Raw genomic sequence first — 17,588 nt, 5'->3', positions numbered from 1 at the left:
ACTTAAACTCCGGAGGGATAATGTCAGTTAATAGTGAAAATTTAGTATGGATAGATATGGAAATGACAGGTTTAGAGCCTGAAACTGATGTTGTCTTAGAAATTGCCACCATAGTCACCGATAAAGAGCTCAACATTATTGCTGAAGGACCGGTACTTGCCATTCACCAACCTAAAGAAGTCCTTGATGCTATGGATGAGTGGTGTACCAAAACTCATGGACAGTCTGGATTAACACAGCGTTGCCTTGATAGCAGAGTAACGGTTGCAGAAGCGGTTAAAGAAACCATTGAGTTTTTAAAACTATATGTTCCTAAAGGAGCATCTCCTTTGTGTGGTAACACTATAGGTCAAGACCGCCGATTTTTAGTAAAGTACATGGCAGAATTAGAAGCCTACTTCCATTATAGAAATGTGGATGTGAGTACAATTAAAGAGTTAGTTCGTAGATGGAAACCTGAGTTATTAGATGGTTTTCAAAAAAAGGGAGTGCATTTAGCACTAGATGACATTCGAGAGTCTATTGCCGAGTTGGTTTATTATCGCCAACATGTTTTTACGATTTAAGTGCCAGCTTGTGGTTCAAGTAGCGTTTTTTTGTACTAATTGTTGAGTATTTATGCGATTAGCCAAAATAATCTAAAAAATTGCTTTTTAGGGCTTGCATCACAATCTAATTTTTGTAAAATGCGCCTCCGTTTTAGACATCCACATCTAAAACTTAACACGAAAGTGCAGTCAAATTAAGCGGGAATAGCTCAGTGGTAGAGCACAACCTTGCCAAGGTTGGGGTCGCGAGTTCGAATCTCGTTTCCCGCTCCAATTTTTCATTTCGTAGATAGCTGTTTATTATAATAAATCATTCAGATTTATGAAATCATCAAAAAATCCTACAAAGTAAAATATACTTACCCAGCTTCAATTTGCTTCACAAATTTTGTTGTTAAATTCATCAAATTGCATAGTTATTAACTTGGTTTTGCCTTTATCTAGTGCTAAAAGTTAATTTGTGGTGCGTTTTGCACTGCTTTACTATGCTTTTTCTATATTTTTGCACTTGTATGGAGCAAATATGCTGTTTGGTATATTATACTTTTCATCAAAGAGTAAAAGTTGTGAATAAATATTCACTTTTACTGTTCTCGATACTCTATTTATAAAAATAATTGATTAAAGTAGGCACAGTATGTGCTCTATGCCGATGAATTTAGCCGCAGCGGATCGCGCAAAAAAACTACAGTTCTAACCCATTTTTAAATAGTACTAATAATGAGATTTATATGACCAACAAAATACACAGAAAAGCATTCAGCTATTCAGCGATTGCGCTAGCAGTATCTGTTAATTTTTTACCTAATGTTGCCGTAGCACAAGATGAAGAAGCCCAAATAGAAACTATTCAAATAACCGCAACGAGAAGAACGGGCACAGTACAAGATGCGCCACTTAATATCACGGCTTTAACATCTGATACTTTAGCTGAACAGAATATCTCAGATTTAGACGATGTAGCACGTTGGGTACCAGGCCTTACCGTAACGGATCAAGGTGGACGTAATGATTCACCAATTATTGTCCGTGGCCTTAATACTAACTCTTCTGGTCCTGGTTCAGATGGTGGAACTGTAGCAACATATGTTGGTGAAATTCCCTTATTTATCAACTTAAGGCTGAATGATATTGAACGAGTCGAAGTGCTCATTGGGCCACAAGGAACATTATATGGAGCAGGAACATTAGGCGGTGCTATTCGTTATATCCCCAAGCAAGTTGAATTAGATGTGACCGAAGGCCAAGTATATGGTGATTTATTCTCGCAAACAGAAAGTTCCAGCCTTGGTGGCGAAGCAGGCTTTGTTTTTAATACCCCATTAATCGAAGATGAGCTAGGTGTAAGAGTATCTGTTAATAAGTTTCATAATCCTGGGTTTATTGATTACAACTATGTGGTTCGAGAAGGCGGCGTATCACTCCCAGATCCTGATTGGACAGACCAAACTGCAATTGATGAAAACCTCAAGCAAGTTAAAGACGCAAATGGTGAAGATACATTAACAGCCAAAGTAGCTTTGCGCTGGAAACCAAATGACAAGTTTGATGCGACATTGTCTTATTTCTATCAAAATCAAGAAGTAGAAGGGCGTTCGATAACACATTATGGTGCGCTGTCTGAAGATAACCCTCTTTCTGGACTTATTGGTAAGTATGAGTCGGCATATCGCTACGTAGAGCCAAGAGAAAAAGAAGATTCCTTACTCAGTTTAGAAATGAAAGTAGATTTAGGGTTTGCAGACTTGGTTTCTGCAACGGGTAAATCACAATACAATGCCCTTGGTCAGCGTGATCAAACTGACTTATTAATCCGTTTAGACTACAGCTACGAAGAATTCCCTGCATTTTCTGCTTACACCAGAGAAGTCGACGAAGTAGATGTACTAACCCAAGAGCTTAGACTTGTTTCAAAAGGTGACTCAGCTTTATCTTGGATTGTTGGTGGTTTTTATAACAATGTTGAAAGCTTTGGAGAAAGTAGTGAGTTTGCTCCAGGGTTTGATGAATACGCCATAAATGTTTGGGGGGTTGATGGTAACCTAAGGCCTGATTCCCTTGAGTACTATTCTGTTGGTTATACAGATACTACAGAGAAAGCTCTTTTTGGTGAGCTTAGTTACCAGATTAACGAAAAGTGGGACGTAACCTTCGGAATGAGAAAGTATGCGTATGATGTAACCTCGTCTTCGGCAGTTGATTTGCCATTATTTTATACAGTTTTTGAAGGAAGAGATCCCGACTCGTTAGAAATCGACTTGTCGACTGAAAAAGCAGATGACTCAGGAGATTTATTTAAATTCAACACTAGCTATCAATTTACTGATGATTTAATGGGTTACTTCACTGTTAGTGAAGGTTTCAGAATTGGTGGTTCAAATGGCGTTGCAGCATGTCCAGATAATGTTGATGAGATAGCCACTCAGATTGTATGTGCTCTTCCTGACGAGGTGCTATTTACGCCAGATACCACAACTAACTATGAGTTAGGATTTAAAAGTACTTGGTTAAAGAATAAGTTCCATTTCAACGCCGCGCTATTTAATGTTGACTGGGACAACGCTCAGGTGTCAGGAGCCACTGTAAATGGGCAACAAACCATTACATCAAATGCTGCGACTGCAAATGCCAAAGGCATAGAAATATCTAGCCGTGCAATTATTAGCGATAGTTTCTCCGCTTATGCTACTTACTCGTACACCGAAGCTAAATTAACAAATGATGCGCTGTTCTTGTTCGACAGTTTTGTTGATGATGAAGGTGAAGTCATTTTACCTATTCAAAACAATTACGACGGTAAAGACGGGGACAGATTACCTGGCTCTCCAGAGCAACAGTTCTCCCTTGGTTTGAAATATACTCAAGATATTTTTTCAGACAAATTGTTAGATATTACCTATGGTTTTACTGCTCAAAGTGATGTATTCACCAAAGTTGGCTTACGTGCTGATGGTGAAGCTCTTCCTGGATACGGGCTCAGTAATATCAGTGCCTCAATCTCAGATGATGATTGGGTAGTTACTTTGTATGTAGATAATGTATTTAATAAGTATGCGTTTTCATCAACGCGAAGTGATGTTTCTAGCATTGGGTTAGGAGATTTCCAAGATGAAAACTTTGTTAATGGTACAGACTTGCTAAGAAGCTATGGCCATTACCTTATTAACCCTCGTAAGGTAGGTGTTAAATTTACCTATAACTTCGAAATGTAAGCTTTTATATAAACGTTAACGAAAGGGTACACTAGGTACCCTTTTTTATTGCTATTAAGCATATAAAAAATGTAATTCAAATGACGAACAATACTATACAAACTTTACATCGAAGCGCTCAAGTTGCTCTAAATAATAGGGATTACGTTGAAGCCCATAGACTGTGTGTAAAAATAATTGAGCTGCAAGCAGACCATGCTGATGCTTACTTTTTACTAGGCATAATCAACTTTGAGGTAGGCCAAGTAAAAAAAGCGACTAAGTTAATTGAAAAGGCCATTTCTTTTAAAGGCCTAGCAGAATACTTTGCTCACTTAGCTAAGTGTTACAGTTTAATGGGGGATATGTCTTCAGTGGTGAAGATTATTGAGCATGTTCCTGTATCGAGGATTTCTAAACCACTCACATTAGACACTATAGGTGTTTCCCTCAGCCATGTGGGCGACCACGCCAGAGCATTACCTTATTTTGAAAAAGCCTTACTAGCGGAAAAAAGCAACCCAGGTTTTTATTATAATTTTGGCGTTTCCTCAAAATTTGCAGGCCTATTCCAGCAAGCTAATGAGGCCTTTGAATCTGCCATTAGGCTACAGCCTAAATATTACCAAGCTCACTTTGCGTTATCAGACTTAGGAGGCGTGACGAAAGAATCAAATCACATTAGTCGGTTAGAGGGGCTGCTTGATGATAAAGCACACCCAGACAACCTATTACACCTCGGACATGCTTTAGCTAAAGAGTATGAGGCGATTGGAGATTTTGACAAAAGTTTCGATATTTTAAATCGGGTGAAAAGCCGCAAAGTCAGTACTATTCAATATGGTTTTTCCGATGATAAAGCTTTATTTGATTTTGTCCGCGACACTAAGTTTATCCCAAGTAAAGATTCAGCCTGTCAATCAAGCCAGCCAATCATCATCGTTGGAATGCCCCGTTCTGGTACAACCCTAGTCGAGCGTATTCTAAGTAACCATACCCAAGTACATTCTTGTGGCGAACTCCAAGACTTTGGGGTAGCGGTGAAGGAGCTAGCTAATACGGGGTCATCTAAAGTCCTTGATATGGAAACTTTGCAAGCGGCGCAGCATCTGAACTTCAAAACACTAGGTGAGCGTTATATTGAGCGAACGCAAGCGGTCTCTGGAGGCTCTGAGCATTTTATAGATAAACTGCCTTTCAACTTTTTTTATATTGATTTAATTCGTAAGGCACTACCTAAGGCAAAAATAATCTGTATGTTGCGGGATCCTATGGACACCTGTATCGGCAACTATCGACAATTATTTTCAATTAATAGCCCCTACTATCATTATGCTTACAGCCTGAAAACCATAGGGCTGTTTTATGCTGAGTTTTATAAGTTAGTCTATCATAAGGCAGCTGAAAACAGTGCTAACTTGATGTTATGTGATTACCAAGAGCTGGTGGAAGATCCTAGAAACAAGGTATCAGAGCTATTAAGCTTTTGTGATTTACAGTGGCAAGAACAATGTCTTCATGCTGAGACAAATACAGCACCAGTATCTACTGCAAGTAAGGTACAAGTCCGAGAGCCTATAAACACTAAATCTGTAGGGCGTTGGAAAAAGTTTCGGCCACATACCGATGCTTTAGAAGCATTGCTTACTGAAAAGGGTGTACTGGATTCCTAAAGTACTTAAGTTGTATTGAAATAGTAGCTTACTCAATCCATTTTAGCTTTTCTAATGGGTAACCTAAGCACCATTTTGCTCGCTCTAAAATAACACGAGTTTTAAGTCGCTTTATGCCGAGTTTTGGATCAGAGCTAAGTGCGTTGCACGCTTGGTTCAGTGCTTTTATATCGGGAAAACAAGTAAAAGAAATATAATCAATATCATCACTCACCCGCACGCAGTCCATGAACTCGGGAATAGGCGTAATTGCTTCTTCAAATGCGGCTCTTCCAGTAACGGTATTGTCCTCTAGTTTAAACTCAACGTAAGCCAAAACATGCTCGCATAGCCTGTCTAGGTCCATTTCAGTCTGAAAATTGACAAAATATCCTGCCTCTTTCAAGGCCTTCGTTCTTTGAAAGCAAGCACTAGGCGATAGTGCAACTGCATCAGCAAGTTCTTGATTAGATAGATCGGCATTTTTATGCAAGGTCGCAAGTATTTTTTTGTTGATGGTATCTAGTTTTATGTTTTTTGATTTTTTCATGCTGGCAGTTAGTCGATACAAAATATCATTTTGATACAACTAGATAGATAAAGACAATGTTTAAATTTTGCCTAGCTTTTCAATAGAATATTTTTTAACAGATGCCTTAAGATAGATGGTGAAAAAGGTGCATTATATTTTCTAGTCTCTGTTGTTTGTTCCCAATCATAATTAAGGCGATATTTTGGAAAATCAAAATGAATATTCACAGGTAGCGGTAACTAAGGAGCAACTTGTTTCTTGGCCTAGAGTGGCTGCTGTTTCTATTATGGTGGCATTTTCTTTACCCACCTTTATTACAGGTATTGAGGTCTATCAAGGATTAACGGTTTCTGACACTGTCTGGGCGCTTATGATTGGCTCAATCATACTAACTGTGATTGGTGGCGTTATGGGAGCTATTGGCGCAAAAACACGGCTGAGCTCTTATTTATTGGTAAGACTAGCATTTGGCGATAGAGGAGCTGGCATAGTTAATTTGGCCTTTGCATTGTCCTTAATTGGCTGGTTTGGTGTGAATATCGACTTGTTTTCAAGTGCTGTCAGTCGGCTCGCATTGGATATATTAGGCATCTCGATCCCCGATTGGCCAATAGAGGTTGTCGCTGGGGTGTGTATGACCATCACGACTATTTTCGGGTTTAAGGCAATCAATCTATTGGCGTCACTCATGGTCCCAGTATTAGTGGTGGTAACGGCAATGATGTTTTGGTCGGCCCATAGTCAATTAAGCTTAAGTGGCTTTTTAAGCCTTGATAAGACGGCGACAATGAACCTCAGTGAAGCAGTTAGTGCGATTGTTGGTGCCATCATTATCGGTGCAATTATTCTCCCTGATATCACGCGTTTTACTAAACATTGGACGGGTGGTGTATATACTGCCTTTTGGGCATATATGGTGGTTGAACTGCTGGTGTTATTGGTGGCGGCTTTTGCTGCAGCAGCTATTGGACAAACGGAAATACTAGATTTGATGCTAGCTTTAGGGCTTGGCTTTGGGGCATTTGTCATCGTTATTGCTGGAAGTTGGTTACTTAACTCCCTGAATTTATATAGTACTGTACTAAGTGTGCAGGCTACTTGGCCAAAGGTAACGGGTCGTCTTTATACCTGTTTGTTCGGTATCGCGGGTATAGTTGCGGCATTTTTTGATATTCTCGATTTTTTTATCACTTTTTTATCTTTTTTAGCCGCAATATTTGTACCTGTATCCGGGATTATCATAGTTGACTTTCTGTTTGTAAGACGAGAGTTCTATCAACTTAGCTCATTAGATAAAAATGTAACATTCTCTCCATCCGCGTTTATTGCTTGGTTATTGGGAGCAGTCATTGCCGTGTTTAGTGAGTCAGAATTTATTCCTGCCTTGACCAGTATCACAGTACTGGATGCTGTATTAATCTCTGGAGCCGCTTATGCTTTGTTATGCAAATTTTTGCCTGCTCCTATTATAAATGAACAAGGAGAGGCCTAAATGCATATAGGTATAGATGTGGGCGGGACGCACACCGACGCAGTTTTGATTGCTGGGGATGAAATATTAGCTAGTACTAAGTCTCTAACCTCAGCAGATATAGTTACAGGTGTCGTTAATGCCCTTACTAAGGTGTTAGAAGACGGCGCGGCCACTGGTGTGCAAATTGACGCAGTAATGATAGGTACCACACAGTTTACTAATGCGGTAATTGAGCGCAGAGAACTGGCAGAAGTGGCTGCAATTCGAATTGGTTTGCCTAGTGGAGATGGACTACCACCAATGGTTGATTGGCCAGCGGACATAAAAGCTGCGGTTGGAAATCATGCTTATATGCTGCCAGGGGGATACTTGTATGATAACTGGCCACTAGCAAAATTTGATGATGGAAAGATTAATGATGTCCTCCATGATATTAAAAGAAAGGGCTTAACCCATATTTCTATCGCTTCTGCGTTTTCTCCGATGAATCCAGAGCCTGAAATATTTTTAGCGAAAAAAGTAAAAGAAATTATTCCTGATGCTCGAATAACTTTGTCTCACAATATCGGTCGTTTAGGTATATTGGAGCGAGAAAACGCCTCCATTTTAAATACTGCTCTTCTATCATTTGCTGACCGAGTAGTTGACGCTTTTTGCCTCGCAATTAGCAAGTTAGGTATGCAATGTCCTGTTTTCATTAGCCAAAACGATGGCACCTTAATGAATGCCAATTATGTTAAAAAATATCCAGCCCTGACCTTCGCATCTGGACCAACAAACTCGTTAAGAGGTGCATTTAAGCTCACCGGTTTGTCAAACGCTATTGTGGTTGATATCGGCGGAACCACTTCTGATATTGGTGTGTTACAAAATGGTTTTCCACGAGAATCAAGCGCTATCGTTGATATTGGTGGTGTAAGAACGAATTTTAGAATGCCAGATATAAACGCCATTGGCCTAGGTGGCGGCAGTTTAGTGAGCTCTGATGGGTTAACAATTGGGCCTCAATCAGTTGGTCATAAATTAGTGGATGATAGTTTAGTGTTTGGTGGTGATAGGTTAACAGCAACGGACTTGATTGTGGCTGCAGGGGGCAGTGATATAGGTGATAAAACTAAAGTCAGTCATTTGTCAGAGGCACTTGTTGAAAATGGAAAAAAGACTATTACCGAAATGCTCGACCGCGCCATAGATATGATGAAATTAAATAGTGAACCCGTGCCAGTAATTTTGGTAGGTGGGGGCGCTGTATTAGTCCATGTGCAGCTAAGTACAGCCTCAGAGATACTCAGACCTAAGCATGCAGAGGTGGCGAATGCTATAGGTGCATCCATTGCAAAAATTAGCGGTGAGAGTGAAAAAATGGTGTCTTATCAAAATGTGTCGCGGGAAGACGCGATAGCCCAAGTAACACAAGAAGCAAGTAAGCGAGCTATTGCAGCAGGCGCTAGTGAAAAGTCTATCGAAACGGTTGATATAGAAGAAACGGCTATTCCCTATATGGATGGATCGAGTACTAAATTAAGAATAAAGGTTATGGGAGACGTCGCTGCCTTAAGCACAGAACAAAATATTAAAGCTCAGGAGTATGAATCATGAAATTAGACGGATCTCACCTAGACGATTTAGCCCTTGGCGCCGTGTTTTTAGCCACAGGTGGAGGCGGCGATCCTTACGTTTCCAAGTTGCTAACCTCCTTGGCTTTTAAAAAATATGGCCCTGTTACTTTAATTGATGTGCAAGATTTAGATGACGATGCACATATAGTTACTATAGGTGGAGTGGGAGCGCCAACAGTAGGGTTAGAGCTGTTACCTTCGCATAATGAAGCTTTTGAAGCTCTAGTGGCTTACGAAAAGCATACCTCTAAAAAGGTCGATGCTTTGGTGTCCTTCGAGATTGGTGGCGGTAATTCGTTAGTGCCAATCCTAGCTGCTTTGGCTAAAGGGATTCCAGTTATTGATGGAGATGGCATGGGAAGAGCCTTGCCAGAGGCTCAAATGATGACTTACGCCATATGTGGCGCATGTCCAACACCCGCTATTGCTCTTGACTATGAAGGCAATGTTACTTCCTTTACAACCCAAGATACCCATACCTACGAGCGTCATATTAGGGGGCTAACCCAAGCTTCCGGTGGCATGATGTTAACGGTTGAGCACCCTATGACTGGTGCATTTTTGAAACATGCGATTATTCCCGGAACTATGAGTTTTTCTGTAAAGTTAGGGGCTTTACTAAGAGAAAATAGAGGCTCGGCTGACTTGTTACTGGCCCCTTTAAAAGCACTATTTAAAGAGTCGGTTTATGGTGAATGTCGTCTTTTGTACACAGGTAAGGTGACAGACAAACAAAACTCAATTGTGGGTGGCTTTGATGTGGGAGAGGTGAGTATTACCTCATTTGATGAGCAGCAAGCGCAAATGAACATCAGTATCAAAAATGAATATTTGGTTGCTAAGTTGGGCGGGAAAGTAGTCGCAAGCGTGCCAGATTTAATTGTAATTGTAGAGTATGAAACCTCTAACCCTATTAATGCTGAAAGATTAAGGTATGGACAGAGAGTGGCGGTATTTGCAATAGGTTGCCCAGCGTTCTACAGAAGCTCAAAAGCTTTAGATGTGGTTTCGCCAGCTTGCTTTGGATTTGATTTGGATTATGTGCCTTTGGCAGATATCTAAAGACTAGGTTTGCGTAAAGTCATTGCTTTTGCGGTAATACAAACCCATAATTGAACTGGTCTAACCAGAGGTGTGAGTCATGACAAGTATTAATCCGTTGAGAAAATTCGTAGATAGTGTCAATCAATATCCAACTTGGGTGAGCGCTAAGCTTATGACTTGGGTATTTAGGCATAAAGTTAAACTAGCAGGTACAACGGGGATTGAGGTGCTGCACACAGATGGTAAGTCAGCTACTTACAGGCAAAAAAATAAGAAAAAAGCCCAAAATCATATTGGTAGTGTTCATGCTGCTGCAATGGCCCTACTCGCTGAGTCTTGTACTGGATTCTTAGTTGGAATTAACTTGCCAGAGGATAAGTTACCACTAATTAAAAAGATGGATTTAAATTATGTAAAGCGAGCCACAGGCGACATGATAGCCGTAGCGAGCTTAACTGATGAGCAAATCAATTTAATGGCTACATCAGAAAAAGGCGAGGTAACTGTAAAAGTGTCAGTGCAGGATGCAACCGGCATAGAGCCAGTAATTTGTGAAATGGTTTGGGCATGGGTTCCAAAACGCGCTAAACCCTAATTACATCTTTCAAAATGTCATAAAAATTTAACTGGAAAGACTATTTTAATAGTTGACAGATTTTTGATTTAAATTATAAAGCAAGATACGAGGCTTAGTGTTTAGCCTCGGCTAAAATTTGCCCCTTTTTAAACCAATTATTTAAATGATTTTGATAGGTGTAGCTATCTATGACAAAACTTACCCGAGAATCTCTAGTAAACCGATTGTATAACGATCCTAAAAACTATCCATATGGCTTTTCCCGCTCAGGGGATTTTTCAATAAATGAAAGTAAAGCATTAGCTCAATATGGCGCACTTATCGCGGCTTTAGTGGATGGTAAAATACAACCAAGTACTCCAGAAGATGAGAGTTTTTTGGCTTGTGCTTTTGGTAAGCAAGCCCCAGAGACTCTAGCTGAAAAGGCTTGGGTAAAATACCAGAAGCGTATTAATCGCCCTAAGCTTGGTAATATTTATGGTGGACATAGGTCATCCGTTGAAATAGACGGTGAAAGTAGTGATGAGGACGACGATATTTCTATAGAATTAGATGATGAATAAGGTTATCCATCTCTGAATTTTTAGAATAATGTAAAATCATCCTAAAAAATCTGGTTTTTTAATATGCATTGAAATATTTATCCTAATTTTTGGGTATATAGGGATATGTATCTCACTTTTGCTGGTTTGGCTGTTTATTCTTTCTAATTGCTCACGTATAGTGCCTGCTTGATTTAATAACCTATTTTTTAGGAGATTTCGTTATGGAAATGATGTCAGGCGCTGCAATGGTTGTGCGAGCGCTTAAAGACGCTGGAGTTAAACATGTATTTGGTTATCCAGGTGGCTCTGTACTAGATATTTACGATGCTTTATACGTCCAAGATGATGTTGAGCATGTCCTAGTCAGACATGAGCAAGCAGCTGCTCACATGGCAGATGGTTACGCTCGTTCAACTGGAAAAACAGGTACTGTTTTAGTAACTTCTGGTCCTGGTGCAACCAATACTATTACCGGTATTGCTACTGCTTACATGGACTCAATTCCACTAGTCGTACTATCTGGCCAAGTACCGACTATGCACATTGGCGAAGATGCATTCCAAGAAACAGATATGATTGGTTGTTCAAGACCTATCGTAAAGCACAGTTTTCTAGTTAAACGCGCAGTAGATATCCCTGCTGCAATCGCTAAAGCTTATCACATAGCCAACAGTGGGCGTCCAGGTCCTGTTGTGGTTGATCTGCCAAAAGATATTGTTAACCCGTTAGAAAGTCATCCATATGAGTTTCCTTCTTCAGTGGAGTTACGCTCATATAACCCTACTTTGAAGGGCCATAATAAGCAGGTTAAGAAGGCTATCGAAGTGATGACAACAGCGAAGCGACCTGTAATGTATGTGGGTGGTGGTGCTGTGGCGTGTGAAGCGTCAGCTGCCGTTACTAAACTAGCCGAAACATTAGGTTGCCCAGTGACTTCTACTTTGATGGGGTTAGGCGCTTTTTCTGGTGTACATCCTCAATCCGTTGGCATGCTAGGTATGCACGGTACGTTTGAAGCGAACAAGACCATGCATAATGCTGATTGTATTATTGCATTGGGCGCGCGTTTTGATGACAGGGTAACTAATAACGTTGCTAAGTTCTGTCCAAATGCAACCATAGTTCATGTTGATATTGACCCAACTTCGATTTCTAAAACCGTTGCTGCACATATTCCGGTTGTTGGCTCTGTTGATAGAGTATTAGAGCAGTTCTTTGAAAAGCTAGAAGAGTTTGATTCTCAAGGGCAAGCAGAACGTTTGGCCGACTGGTGGCAAGAGATTAATCAGTGGCGTGCTAAAAAGTGTCTAGATTTTAAAACTGATGAATCGCAAATTAAGCCTCAAGAAGTCGTGCAATCACTTTATAAGCACACTGGTGGTGATGCATACATCACATCAGATGTAGGTCAGCATCAGATGTTTGCGGCTCTTTATTACCCCTTTGCTAAACCACGCCGTTGGATTAACTCTGGTGGTGCCGGAACTATGGGATTTGGTTTCCCCGCTGCGATGGGCGTGCAAATGGCTCACCCAGAAGCGGTTGTAGCTTGTGTCACAGGTGATGGTAGTATTCAGATGAATATTCAGGAGCTAGCCACTTGTTTACAATACAATATTCCGGTGAAAATCATATCTATTAATAACCGTGCATTAGGTATGGTACGCCAGTGGCAAGATATGATTTACAAAGGGCGCCATTCTCACTCATATATGGATTCATTACCTGATTTTGTAAAATTGGCTGAAGCTTACGGCCATATTGGGATTAGGGTTGATAAGCCTGAAGAGTTAGATGATGCCATGAAACGCTGTTTTGCTGAAAAAGACAGATTAGTATTTATGGACATCAGAGTAGATCAAAATGAACACGTATATCCAATGCAAATAAAATACGGTGCTATGGATGATATGCGTTTAAGTAAGACGGAGCGTACCTAATGAGAAGAATTTTATCTGTATTGATGGAAAACGAACCTGGTGCTTTGTCTCGTTTGGTTGGTGTTTTTTCTCAGCGTGGCTATAACGTTGACTCTCTTAGCGTAGCCCCGACGGATGACAAAAGCTTATCCCGATTAACCATAGTGACAGAAGCTGACGATAAGGTTATTGAGCAAATAACCAAGCAAGTGCATAAGTTGATTGATGTACTAAAAGTATCTGAGCTATCTGACGGTGTGCATATTGAGCGAGAGCTGATGTTAATTAAAGTTGCCACTCGAAATGAGTCAGTGAGAGCGGAAATTAAACGTAATGTTGATATTTTCCGCGCTCAAGTAGTTGATGTTGATACTTACAATTACACTATTCAAATTACAGGTACTAGCGACAAGTTGGATGCGTTTTCTCATACTTTGGGTCAATGTACTGAAATTATTGAGGTGTCTAGATCTGGCGTATGCGGTCTAGCGCGAGGTGAAAAAGCCTTAAGACCTTAGTTTTTTCGCTACAATTTTGTAATTTAAAAAGCCCGAAAGGGCTTTTTTTGTTATTAAACTACAAAAAACTTTCAATTTGATATGAAATTAACGTAAAAAATTCTCGTTTTTGTAAGTTAATTACAATATTTTAGTATTTTAATTGAATATGCATATTCTTTAATTGAATAATGGGTTTGTATTATTTTCTTTTAAAACAGTGGCTTAGGTCTTTTATTGTATTTGTAATTCATTAATTTACAAAATGTTAAACTTAGTTGCACAGAAATAAAACAACATTTTTCTGTAATTTAATTACAATTTGTTCATCGAGTTGAGACACAGAGCTCAGCCAACCAAATTATATGATTAAATTTACTAAGGAAATACAAATGAAAAAGTTACTTATCTCTGCTGTTTTATGTGCCACTACTCTATCTTTTACTGCAACTGCTGCTTTAAAAACCTCAAATAACTTGAGGTTTGTAGGCGACACTGAGTACGCCTCTTTATGTGAAGCTGCTGCAACTAATAATATCGACGCTTTTAAAAGCGATGTAAGACAACATGCTTTCAACTTAGGTAAGTCTCAACACAATATGTTAAAGCTTTTAAAAAGCTCAGAGAACTTCCAATGTGATGGACAAAGCGTATCTGAATTCGCCCAGTCTCGTGGTGCTGCAGATGTGGCTAGCTATATCTCAGGTGATTACGCTGGGCAACAACTAGCATCTGCTGACAAATATAAGTTTGTTGGAGACTCAAGCTATAAAAACTTTTGTAAAGCAGCGGTTACTAATAACGTTCAACTATTCAAAACTGCTTTATCTAGCAAAGTGGGAAGTCTTGGTGCTTCAAGACAAGAAGTAATGGATACTATTTTAGAAGCTGACAACATCACTTGTGCAGGTCAAAGCTTGACTGAATTTTTTGAAGCTCGCGGTGCTAGTAGTGTAATAAGCTACATTGCAGACAAAGTATCGAACTAAGCATTATCCGTAACTAGTTCTTCAAAAAAAGCAAACAGTGCGAGCTGTTTGCTTTTTTGTTTGCCCTAAGCGTTACCACACTAACTCAGCAAAGTGTTTTCTGCACATTGATTCGTATCTGTCATTACCACCGACTTCAACCTGCTCACCTTCTTTAACTGCTTGGCCATTTTCGTCGATTCTTACAACAAATGCCGCTTTTCGGCCACAGTGGCATATAGTTTTTAACTCAATTAACTTGTCTGCCCAAGCTAATAAATATCGACTACCCTCAAAGGTTTCTGCAAGAAAATCTGTGCGTAAACCATAAGCCAGCACTGGAATATTCATATTATCGACTACATAAATAAGCTGCTGCACTTGTTGCTTAGTTAAGAATTGCGCTTCGTCTATAAATAAGCAATCAATTGGTTTTTTTTCTAACAGTGCTTCAATTGTTTTTTGAATGTCTGTTTGCGGCGTGAAAAGGTTCGCACTAGATTCTAAGCCAATTCTTGATGCTACTTTACCTTTCCCAAATCTATCGTCTAAGGCTGCAGTGAATATTTCAGGGCGCATACCTCTTTCAGTGTAGTTATAGGCAGATTGTAGTAAGGAGGTTGATTTACCAGCATTCATAGCTGAATAATAAAAATACAGTTGTGCCATAAGGGGATCTCTTCGCAAAACTATTTTTGCGTTAGTTATTATTGAAATAGAGTCGTATTACTGAGGCAAAAATTAGGGGGCCTAAACTTGCTCAAATACCTTTGGGGCTTTTATTGTGAGGTAAGGTCTACTTAGTAATTAAGGTGTTCGCTTTATCGCTTTGCCAGCTGGCAAGTGCATCGCTTTTCATAGGTTTAGCAAAATAGTAACCCTGCAAATAGTCGACCCCCATACCAGATAAAGCAATAGCTTGCTCTTTGGTTTCCACACCTTCTGCTATGGTTTTGCACCCTAATTCCCTAGCAATAAATAAGGTTGCCCGTATGATTGCTTCGCCTTTACCTTCAATATTGTCTACAAAGGTTTTGTCGATCTTAACAAAATTTACAGGCAGGGTCTGTAGTTGCGATAAAGATGAATAGCCAGTACCAAAATCATCGATAGATACAGCGATGTTACGGGCACGAATTTGTTCAAGTTGTTGTAAAATAAACGCTTGTTTTTCAACAAATGTAGATTCAGTTACTTCTAGGTGTAATCTTTCTGGCGGTAGTCCACTAGTTTGTAAGCAATTGTCCAACAGGCGTAAAAATCCTTTATCCATAAGCTGGATCACCGATACGTTTACTGAAACCGCAGCGTCTGGTGTGTCTTGCCAATGAACGGCGTCCATGCAAGCTCGGTTTAACACCCAAGCTCCAATTTCTTTAATTAGACCGGACTTTTCTGCTAACGGAATAAACACATCTGGGCCGATGAATTTACCATCTAGATCCCATCTCAGTAGAGCTTCAAAAGCCCAGCAGTCATAACCTTTTGCTTTTTGAATGGGTTGGTAGCACAAATATAGCTGTTTTCTCTGTATAGCGTGCTGCAGGCCTTCTAAAATGGTTTGCGATGCTAATATCCGATTTTTCACATCATTTGAAAACAATTGAGGTTTATTATTACTCGACTGTTTTTGTTCGCACATAGTGAGGTCTGCAAGTTGGATTAACTCTGTTGCAGATTGGCTATCATTTGGTGCCATTGCTATCCCAATGGATGCAGTTAAATGAATTTCATTTCCATGGACGTAAATAGGTTGGGAAATACTGCGGGTCATGGCTTGGGCTATGGCCAAAGCGGTAGTTGAATCGCTGTAAGGTAAGGCGACTAAAAACTCATCGCCATTCCAGCGACCTGCTCTGTGGTTTTCTGAAAATGCAGAGATTCTTTCTGTCACTTGTATTAGCACACTATCGCCAACTTGATGGCCCATAGTGTCATTGATATTCTTAAATCCTATTAAATCGATAAAAAGTAGTGCTAAAGGTCTATCTTTTTCAATAGCTTGGGTGATTAGCGTTTCTAAATTTGTTGTAAATGCCTTACGGTTATCTAACTGTGTCAGTGAATCAAGGTTACTCAGGTTAGATACTTCTTGGGTTCTTGCTTCTATTTGTTGTTCTAAGCTAAGGTTTACCTGATTGAGAGCTTCTGTGGTGTCAGTTAATTCAAGGTTTATTGCCGCATAGCGATCTTTTTCTTTTATGAGTTTAGTCACTAACTGCTGATTAACATTCTTATTATATATTGCTTGAGCGGTGAATCGAGAATTTCGAATACTGTATATCACCATGACCAAACAATAAGAAAGGCTTAGGGTCCCTAAATATAGTTTGTGCTCTTGTTCAGATAAAATACCTAGTATTGCTATAGGTATCAGTAATATCCCTGAATAGCTGATAGCAATAAAGCGACTAGCCGAAAAAACAGATGCAGAGGCTCCAGCTAAAGAAGAAAGGATAACAATGACGTATGTAAATTCAGCTATTTGCATACTTTCGATAAACAATATGGCGTACATTGACCACATCAAAGCGGTTAATACTGTACCTACCGCGTAGCGCTGAATGCCTAAAAGACCTATGTCAGAGCGTTTGGTATTCTGAGGTTTCCATAAAATGGTATCTCCTAGTCGGCAACCCAGTATCGTAATCATACCGAATAGCCAGTATAGCTTTTCTTCGTTTAAGGTCTCTTGCCCAAACAGTACTATTAGGACAATACTAGCTGCCATGTTAGTTAATATGCCTAAAACACCATTGCTATATAAACTATTTGCTGCATCCAGCTGTAGCCTTTGTTGGAGTGATGTGTCTGTGTTGATACCAAAGCCCTTTTGTAAAAACCTATGATAATTTTAAAGTTCTATAACATTAAGATAAAAGTAACAGTTTGACTGTTGTTTTGTACTTACTTGATACAACTTTAGTCTAATTTTTTTGGCGTAAAATCTATTTTAGCAAGGGTTAGTATTAATCCCCATAACTAATTTAAGTTTGTTACTTATTATCCTGTTATAAGGCTA

14 protein-coding genes and 1 tRNA gene are annotated in these 17,588 nt (G+C 39.6%); 12 read left to right on the top strand and 3 right to left on the bottom strand.

Features of this window, described 5'->3' with window-relative positions; all coding sequences use genetic code 11:
* Positions 1-20: 20 nt before the first annotated feature.
* From orn to ACMUMK_RS16365, 4 genes are all read left to right on the top strand, one after another.
* Positions 21-566, top strand: a complete 546-nt coding sequence (gene orn / locus ACMUMK_RS16380; protein WP_414702223.1) for an oligoribonuclease — start codon at positions 21-23, stop codon at positions 564-566.
* 180 nt (positions 567-746) lie between these two features.
* Positions 747-821: transfer RNA gene (locus ACMUMK_RS16375), tRNA-Gly, on the top strand.
* Positions 822-1,279: 458 nt separating this feature from the next.
* Positions 1,280-3,760 carry a TonB-dependent receptor gene (locus ACMUMK_RS16370; protein WP_414702222.1) on the top strand — a complete coding sequence of 827 codons (2,481 nt, stop codon included), beginning with the start codon at positions 1,280-1,282 and terminating at the stop codon, positions 3,758-3,760.
* A gap of 80 nt (positions 3,761-3,840) precedes the next feature.
* The gene (locus tag ACMUMK_RS16365) at positions 3,841-5,412 is read left to right on the top strand and encodes a tetratricopeptide repeat-containing sulfotransferase family protein (protein WP_414702221.1); all 1,572 of its coding nucleotides are present in this window, start codon (positions 3,841-3,843) and stop codon (positions 5,410-5,412) included.
* A gap of 28 nt (positions 5,413-5,440) precedes the next feature.
* Here ACMUMK_RS16365 and ACMUMK_RS16360 read toward each other — a convergent pair whose 3' ends face one another.
* On the bottom strand, positions 5,441-5,941 hold the full coding sequence (locus tag ACMUMK_RS16360; RefSeq protein WP_414702220.1) for an Lrp/AsnC family transcriptional regulator: 501 nt from the start codon (positions 5,939-5,941) through the stop codon (positions 5,441-5,443).
* Between the two features lie 184 nt (positions 5,942-6,125).
* On the opposite strand from ACMUMK_RS16360, the gene ACMUMK_RS16355 reads away from it, so the two are divergent.
* The 8 genes from ACMUMK_RS16355 to ACMUMK_RS16320 all read left to right on the top strand — a co-directional run bounded on the left by ACMUMK_RS16355 (position 6,126) and on the right by ACMUMK_RS16320 (position 14,587).
* The gene (locus ACMUMK_RS16355; RefSeq protein WP_414702219.1) at positions 6,126-7,415 is read left to right on the top strand and encodes a purine-cytosine permease family protein; all 1,290 of its coding nucleotides are present in this window, start codon (positions 6,126-6,128) and stop codon (positions 7,413-7,415) included.
* Positions 7,416-8,996, top strand: a complete 1,581-nt coding sequence (locus ACMUMK_RS16350) for a hydantoinase/oxoprolinase N-terminal domain-containing protein (protein ID WP_414702218.1) — start codon at positions 7,416-7,418, stop codon at positions 8,994-8,996.
* A complete protein-coding gene (locus tag ACMUMK_RS16345; protein ID WP_414702217.1) occupies positions 8,993-10,078 on the top strand; it encodes a DUF917 domain-containing protein in 1,086 nt (361 codons plus the stop codon). The genes ACMUMK_RS16350 and ACMUMK_RS16345 overlap by 4 nt, the downstream gene beginning before the upstream one ends.
* Before the next feature lie 79 nt (positions 10,079-10,157).
* Complete coding sequence (locus ACMUMK_RS16340) at positions 10,158-10,655, top strand: DUF4442 domain-containing protein (RefSeq protein WP_414702216.1); 498 nt, start codon at positions 10,158-10,160, stop codon at positions 10,653-10,655.
* A gap of 170 nt (positions 10,656-10,825) precedes the next feature.
* Positions 10,826-11,200, top strand: a complete 375-nt coding sequence (gene maoP / locus ACMUMK_RS16335) for a DUF413 domain-containing protein (protein ID WP_414702215.1) — start codon at positions 10,826-10,828, stop codon at positions 11,198-11,200.
* A 203-nt stretch (positions 11,201-11,403) separates the two neighbouring features.
* Positions 11,404-13,122, top strand: a complete 1,719-nt coding sequence (locus tag ACMUMK_RS16330; RefSeq protein WP_414702214.1) for an acetolactate synthase 3 large subunit — start codon at positions 11,404-11,406, stop codon at positions 13,120-13,122.
* Positions 13,122-13,619 (top strand): acetolactate synthase small subunit, encoded by a 498-nt coding sequence (ilvN, locus tag ACMUMK_RS16325; RefSeq protein ID WP_414702213.1) that lies wholly within the window; start codon positions 13,122-13,124, stop codon positions 13,617-13,619. The genes ACMUMK_RS16330 and ilvN overlap by 1 nt, the downstream gene beginning before the upstream one ends.
* 371 nt (positions 13,620-13,990) lie before the next feature.
* Positions 13,991-14,587, top strand: a complete 597-nt coding sequence (locus tag ACMUMK_RS16320) for a hypothetical protein (protein WP_414702212.1) — start codon at positions 13,991-13,993, stop codon at positions 14,585-14,587.
* A gap of 72 nt (positions 14,588-14,659) precedes the next feature.
* On the opposite strand, the gene ACMUMK_RS16315 is transcribed toward ACMUMK_RS16320, so the two are convergent.
* Together ACMUMK_RS16315 and ACMUMK_RS16310 are read right to left on the bottom strand one after the other, a co-directional pair.
* Positions 14,660-15,235 carry a thymidine kinase gene (locus ACMUMK_RS16315; protein ID WP_414702211.1) on the bottom strand — a complete coding sequence of 192 codons (576 nt, stop codon included), beginning with the start codon at positions 15,233-15,235 and terminating at the stop codon, positions 14,660-14,662.
* Positions 15,236-15,362: 127 nt separating this feature from the next.
* Positions 15,363-17,297, bottom strand: a complete 1,935-nt coding sequence (locus tag ACMUMK_RS16310; protein WP_414702210.1) for a putative bifunctional diguanylate cyclase/phosphodiesterase — start codon at positions 17,295-17,297, stop codon at positions 15,363-15,365.
* Positions 17,298-17,588: the final 291 nt, after the last annotated feature.

It is taken from the genome of Paraglaciecola sp. 2405UD69-4 (genome assembly GCF_047525415.1).
Lineage (GTDB): Bacteria > Pseudomonadota > Gammaproteobacteria > Enterobacterales > Alteromonadaceae > Paraglaciecola.
This window is presented reverse-complemented; position numbering and strand designations above follow the sequence as displayed.

Bases quoted from the DNA above. Each gene is read 5' to 3' on its own strand.
- orn (WP_414702223.1), top strand. From the start codon at position 21: ATGTCAGTTAATAGTGAAAATTTAGTATGGATAGATATGGAAATGACA.
- ACMUMK_RS16370 (WP_414702222.1), top strand. From the start codon at position 1,280: ATGACCAACAAAATACACAGAAAAGCATTCAGCTATTCAGCGATTGCG.
- ACMUMK_RS16365 (WP_414702221.1), top strand. From the start codon at position 3,841: ATGACGAACAATACTATACAAACTTTACATCGAAGCGCTCAAGTTGCT.
- ACMUMK_RS16360 (WP_414702220.1), bottom strand. From the start codon at position 5,941: ATGAAAAAATCAAAAAACATAAAACTAGATACCATCAACAAAAAAATA.
- ACMUMK_RS16350 (WP_414702218.1), top strand. From the start codon at position 7,416: ATGCATATAGGTATAGATGTGGGCGGGACGCACACCGACGCAGTTTTG.
- ACMUMK_RS16345 (WP_414702217.1), top strand. From the start codon at position 8,993: ATGAAATTAGACGGATCTCACCTAGACGATTTAGCCCTTGGCGCCGTG.
- ACMUMK_RS16340 (WP_414702216.1), top strand. From the start codon at position 10,158: ATGACAAGTATTAATCCGTTGAGAAAATTCGTAGATAGTGTCAATCAA.
- maoP (WP_414702215.1), top strand. From the start codon at position 10,826: ATGACAAAACTTACCCGAGAATCTCTAGTAAACCGATTGTATAACGAT.
- ACMUMK_RS16330 (WP_414702214.1), top strand. From the start codon at position 11,404: ATGGAAATGATGTCAGGCGCTGCAATGGTTGTGCGAGCGCTTAAAGAC.
- ilvN (WP_414702213.1), top strand. From the start codon at position 13,122: ATGAGAAGAATTTTATCTGTATTGATGGAAAACGAACCTGGTGCTTTG.
- ACMUMK_RS16320 (WP_414702212.1), top strand. From the start codon at position 13,991: ATGAAAAAGTTACTTATCTCTGCTGTTTTATGTGCCACTACTCTATCT.
- ACMUMK_RS16315 (WP_414702211.1), bottom strand. From the start codon at position 15,235: ATGGCACAACTGTATTTTTATTATTCAGCTATGAATGCTGGTAAATCA.
- ACMUMK_RS16310 (WP_414702210.1), bottom strand. From the start codon at position 17,297: ATGGCAGCTAGTATTGTCCTAATAGTACTGTTTGGGCAAGAGACCTTA.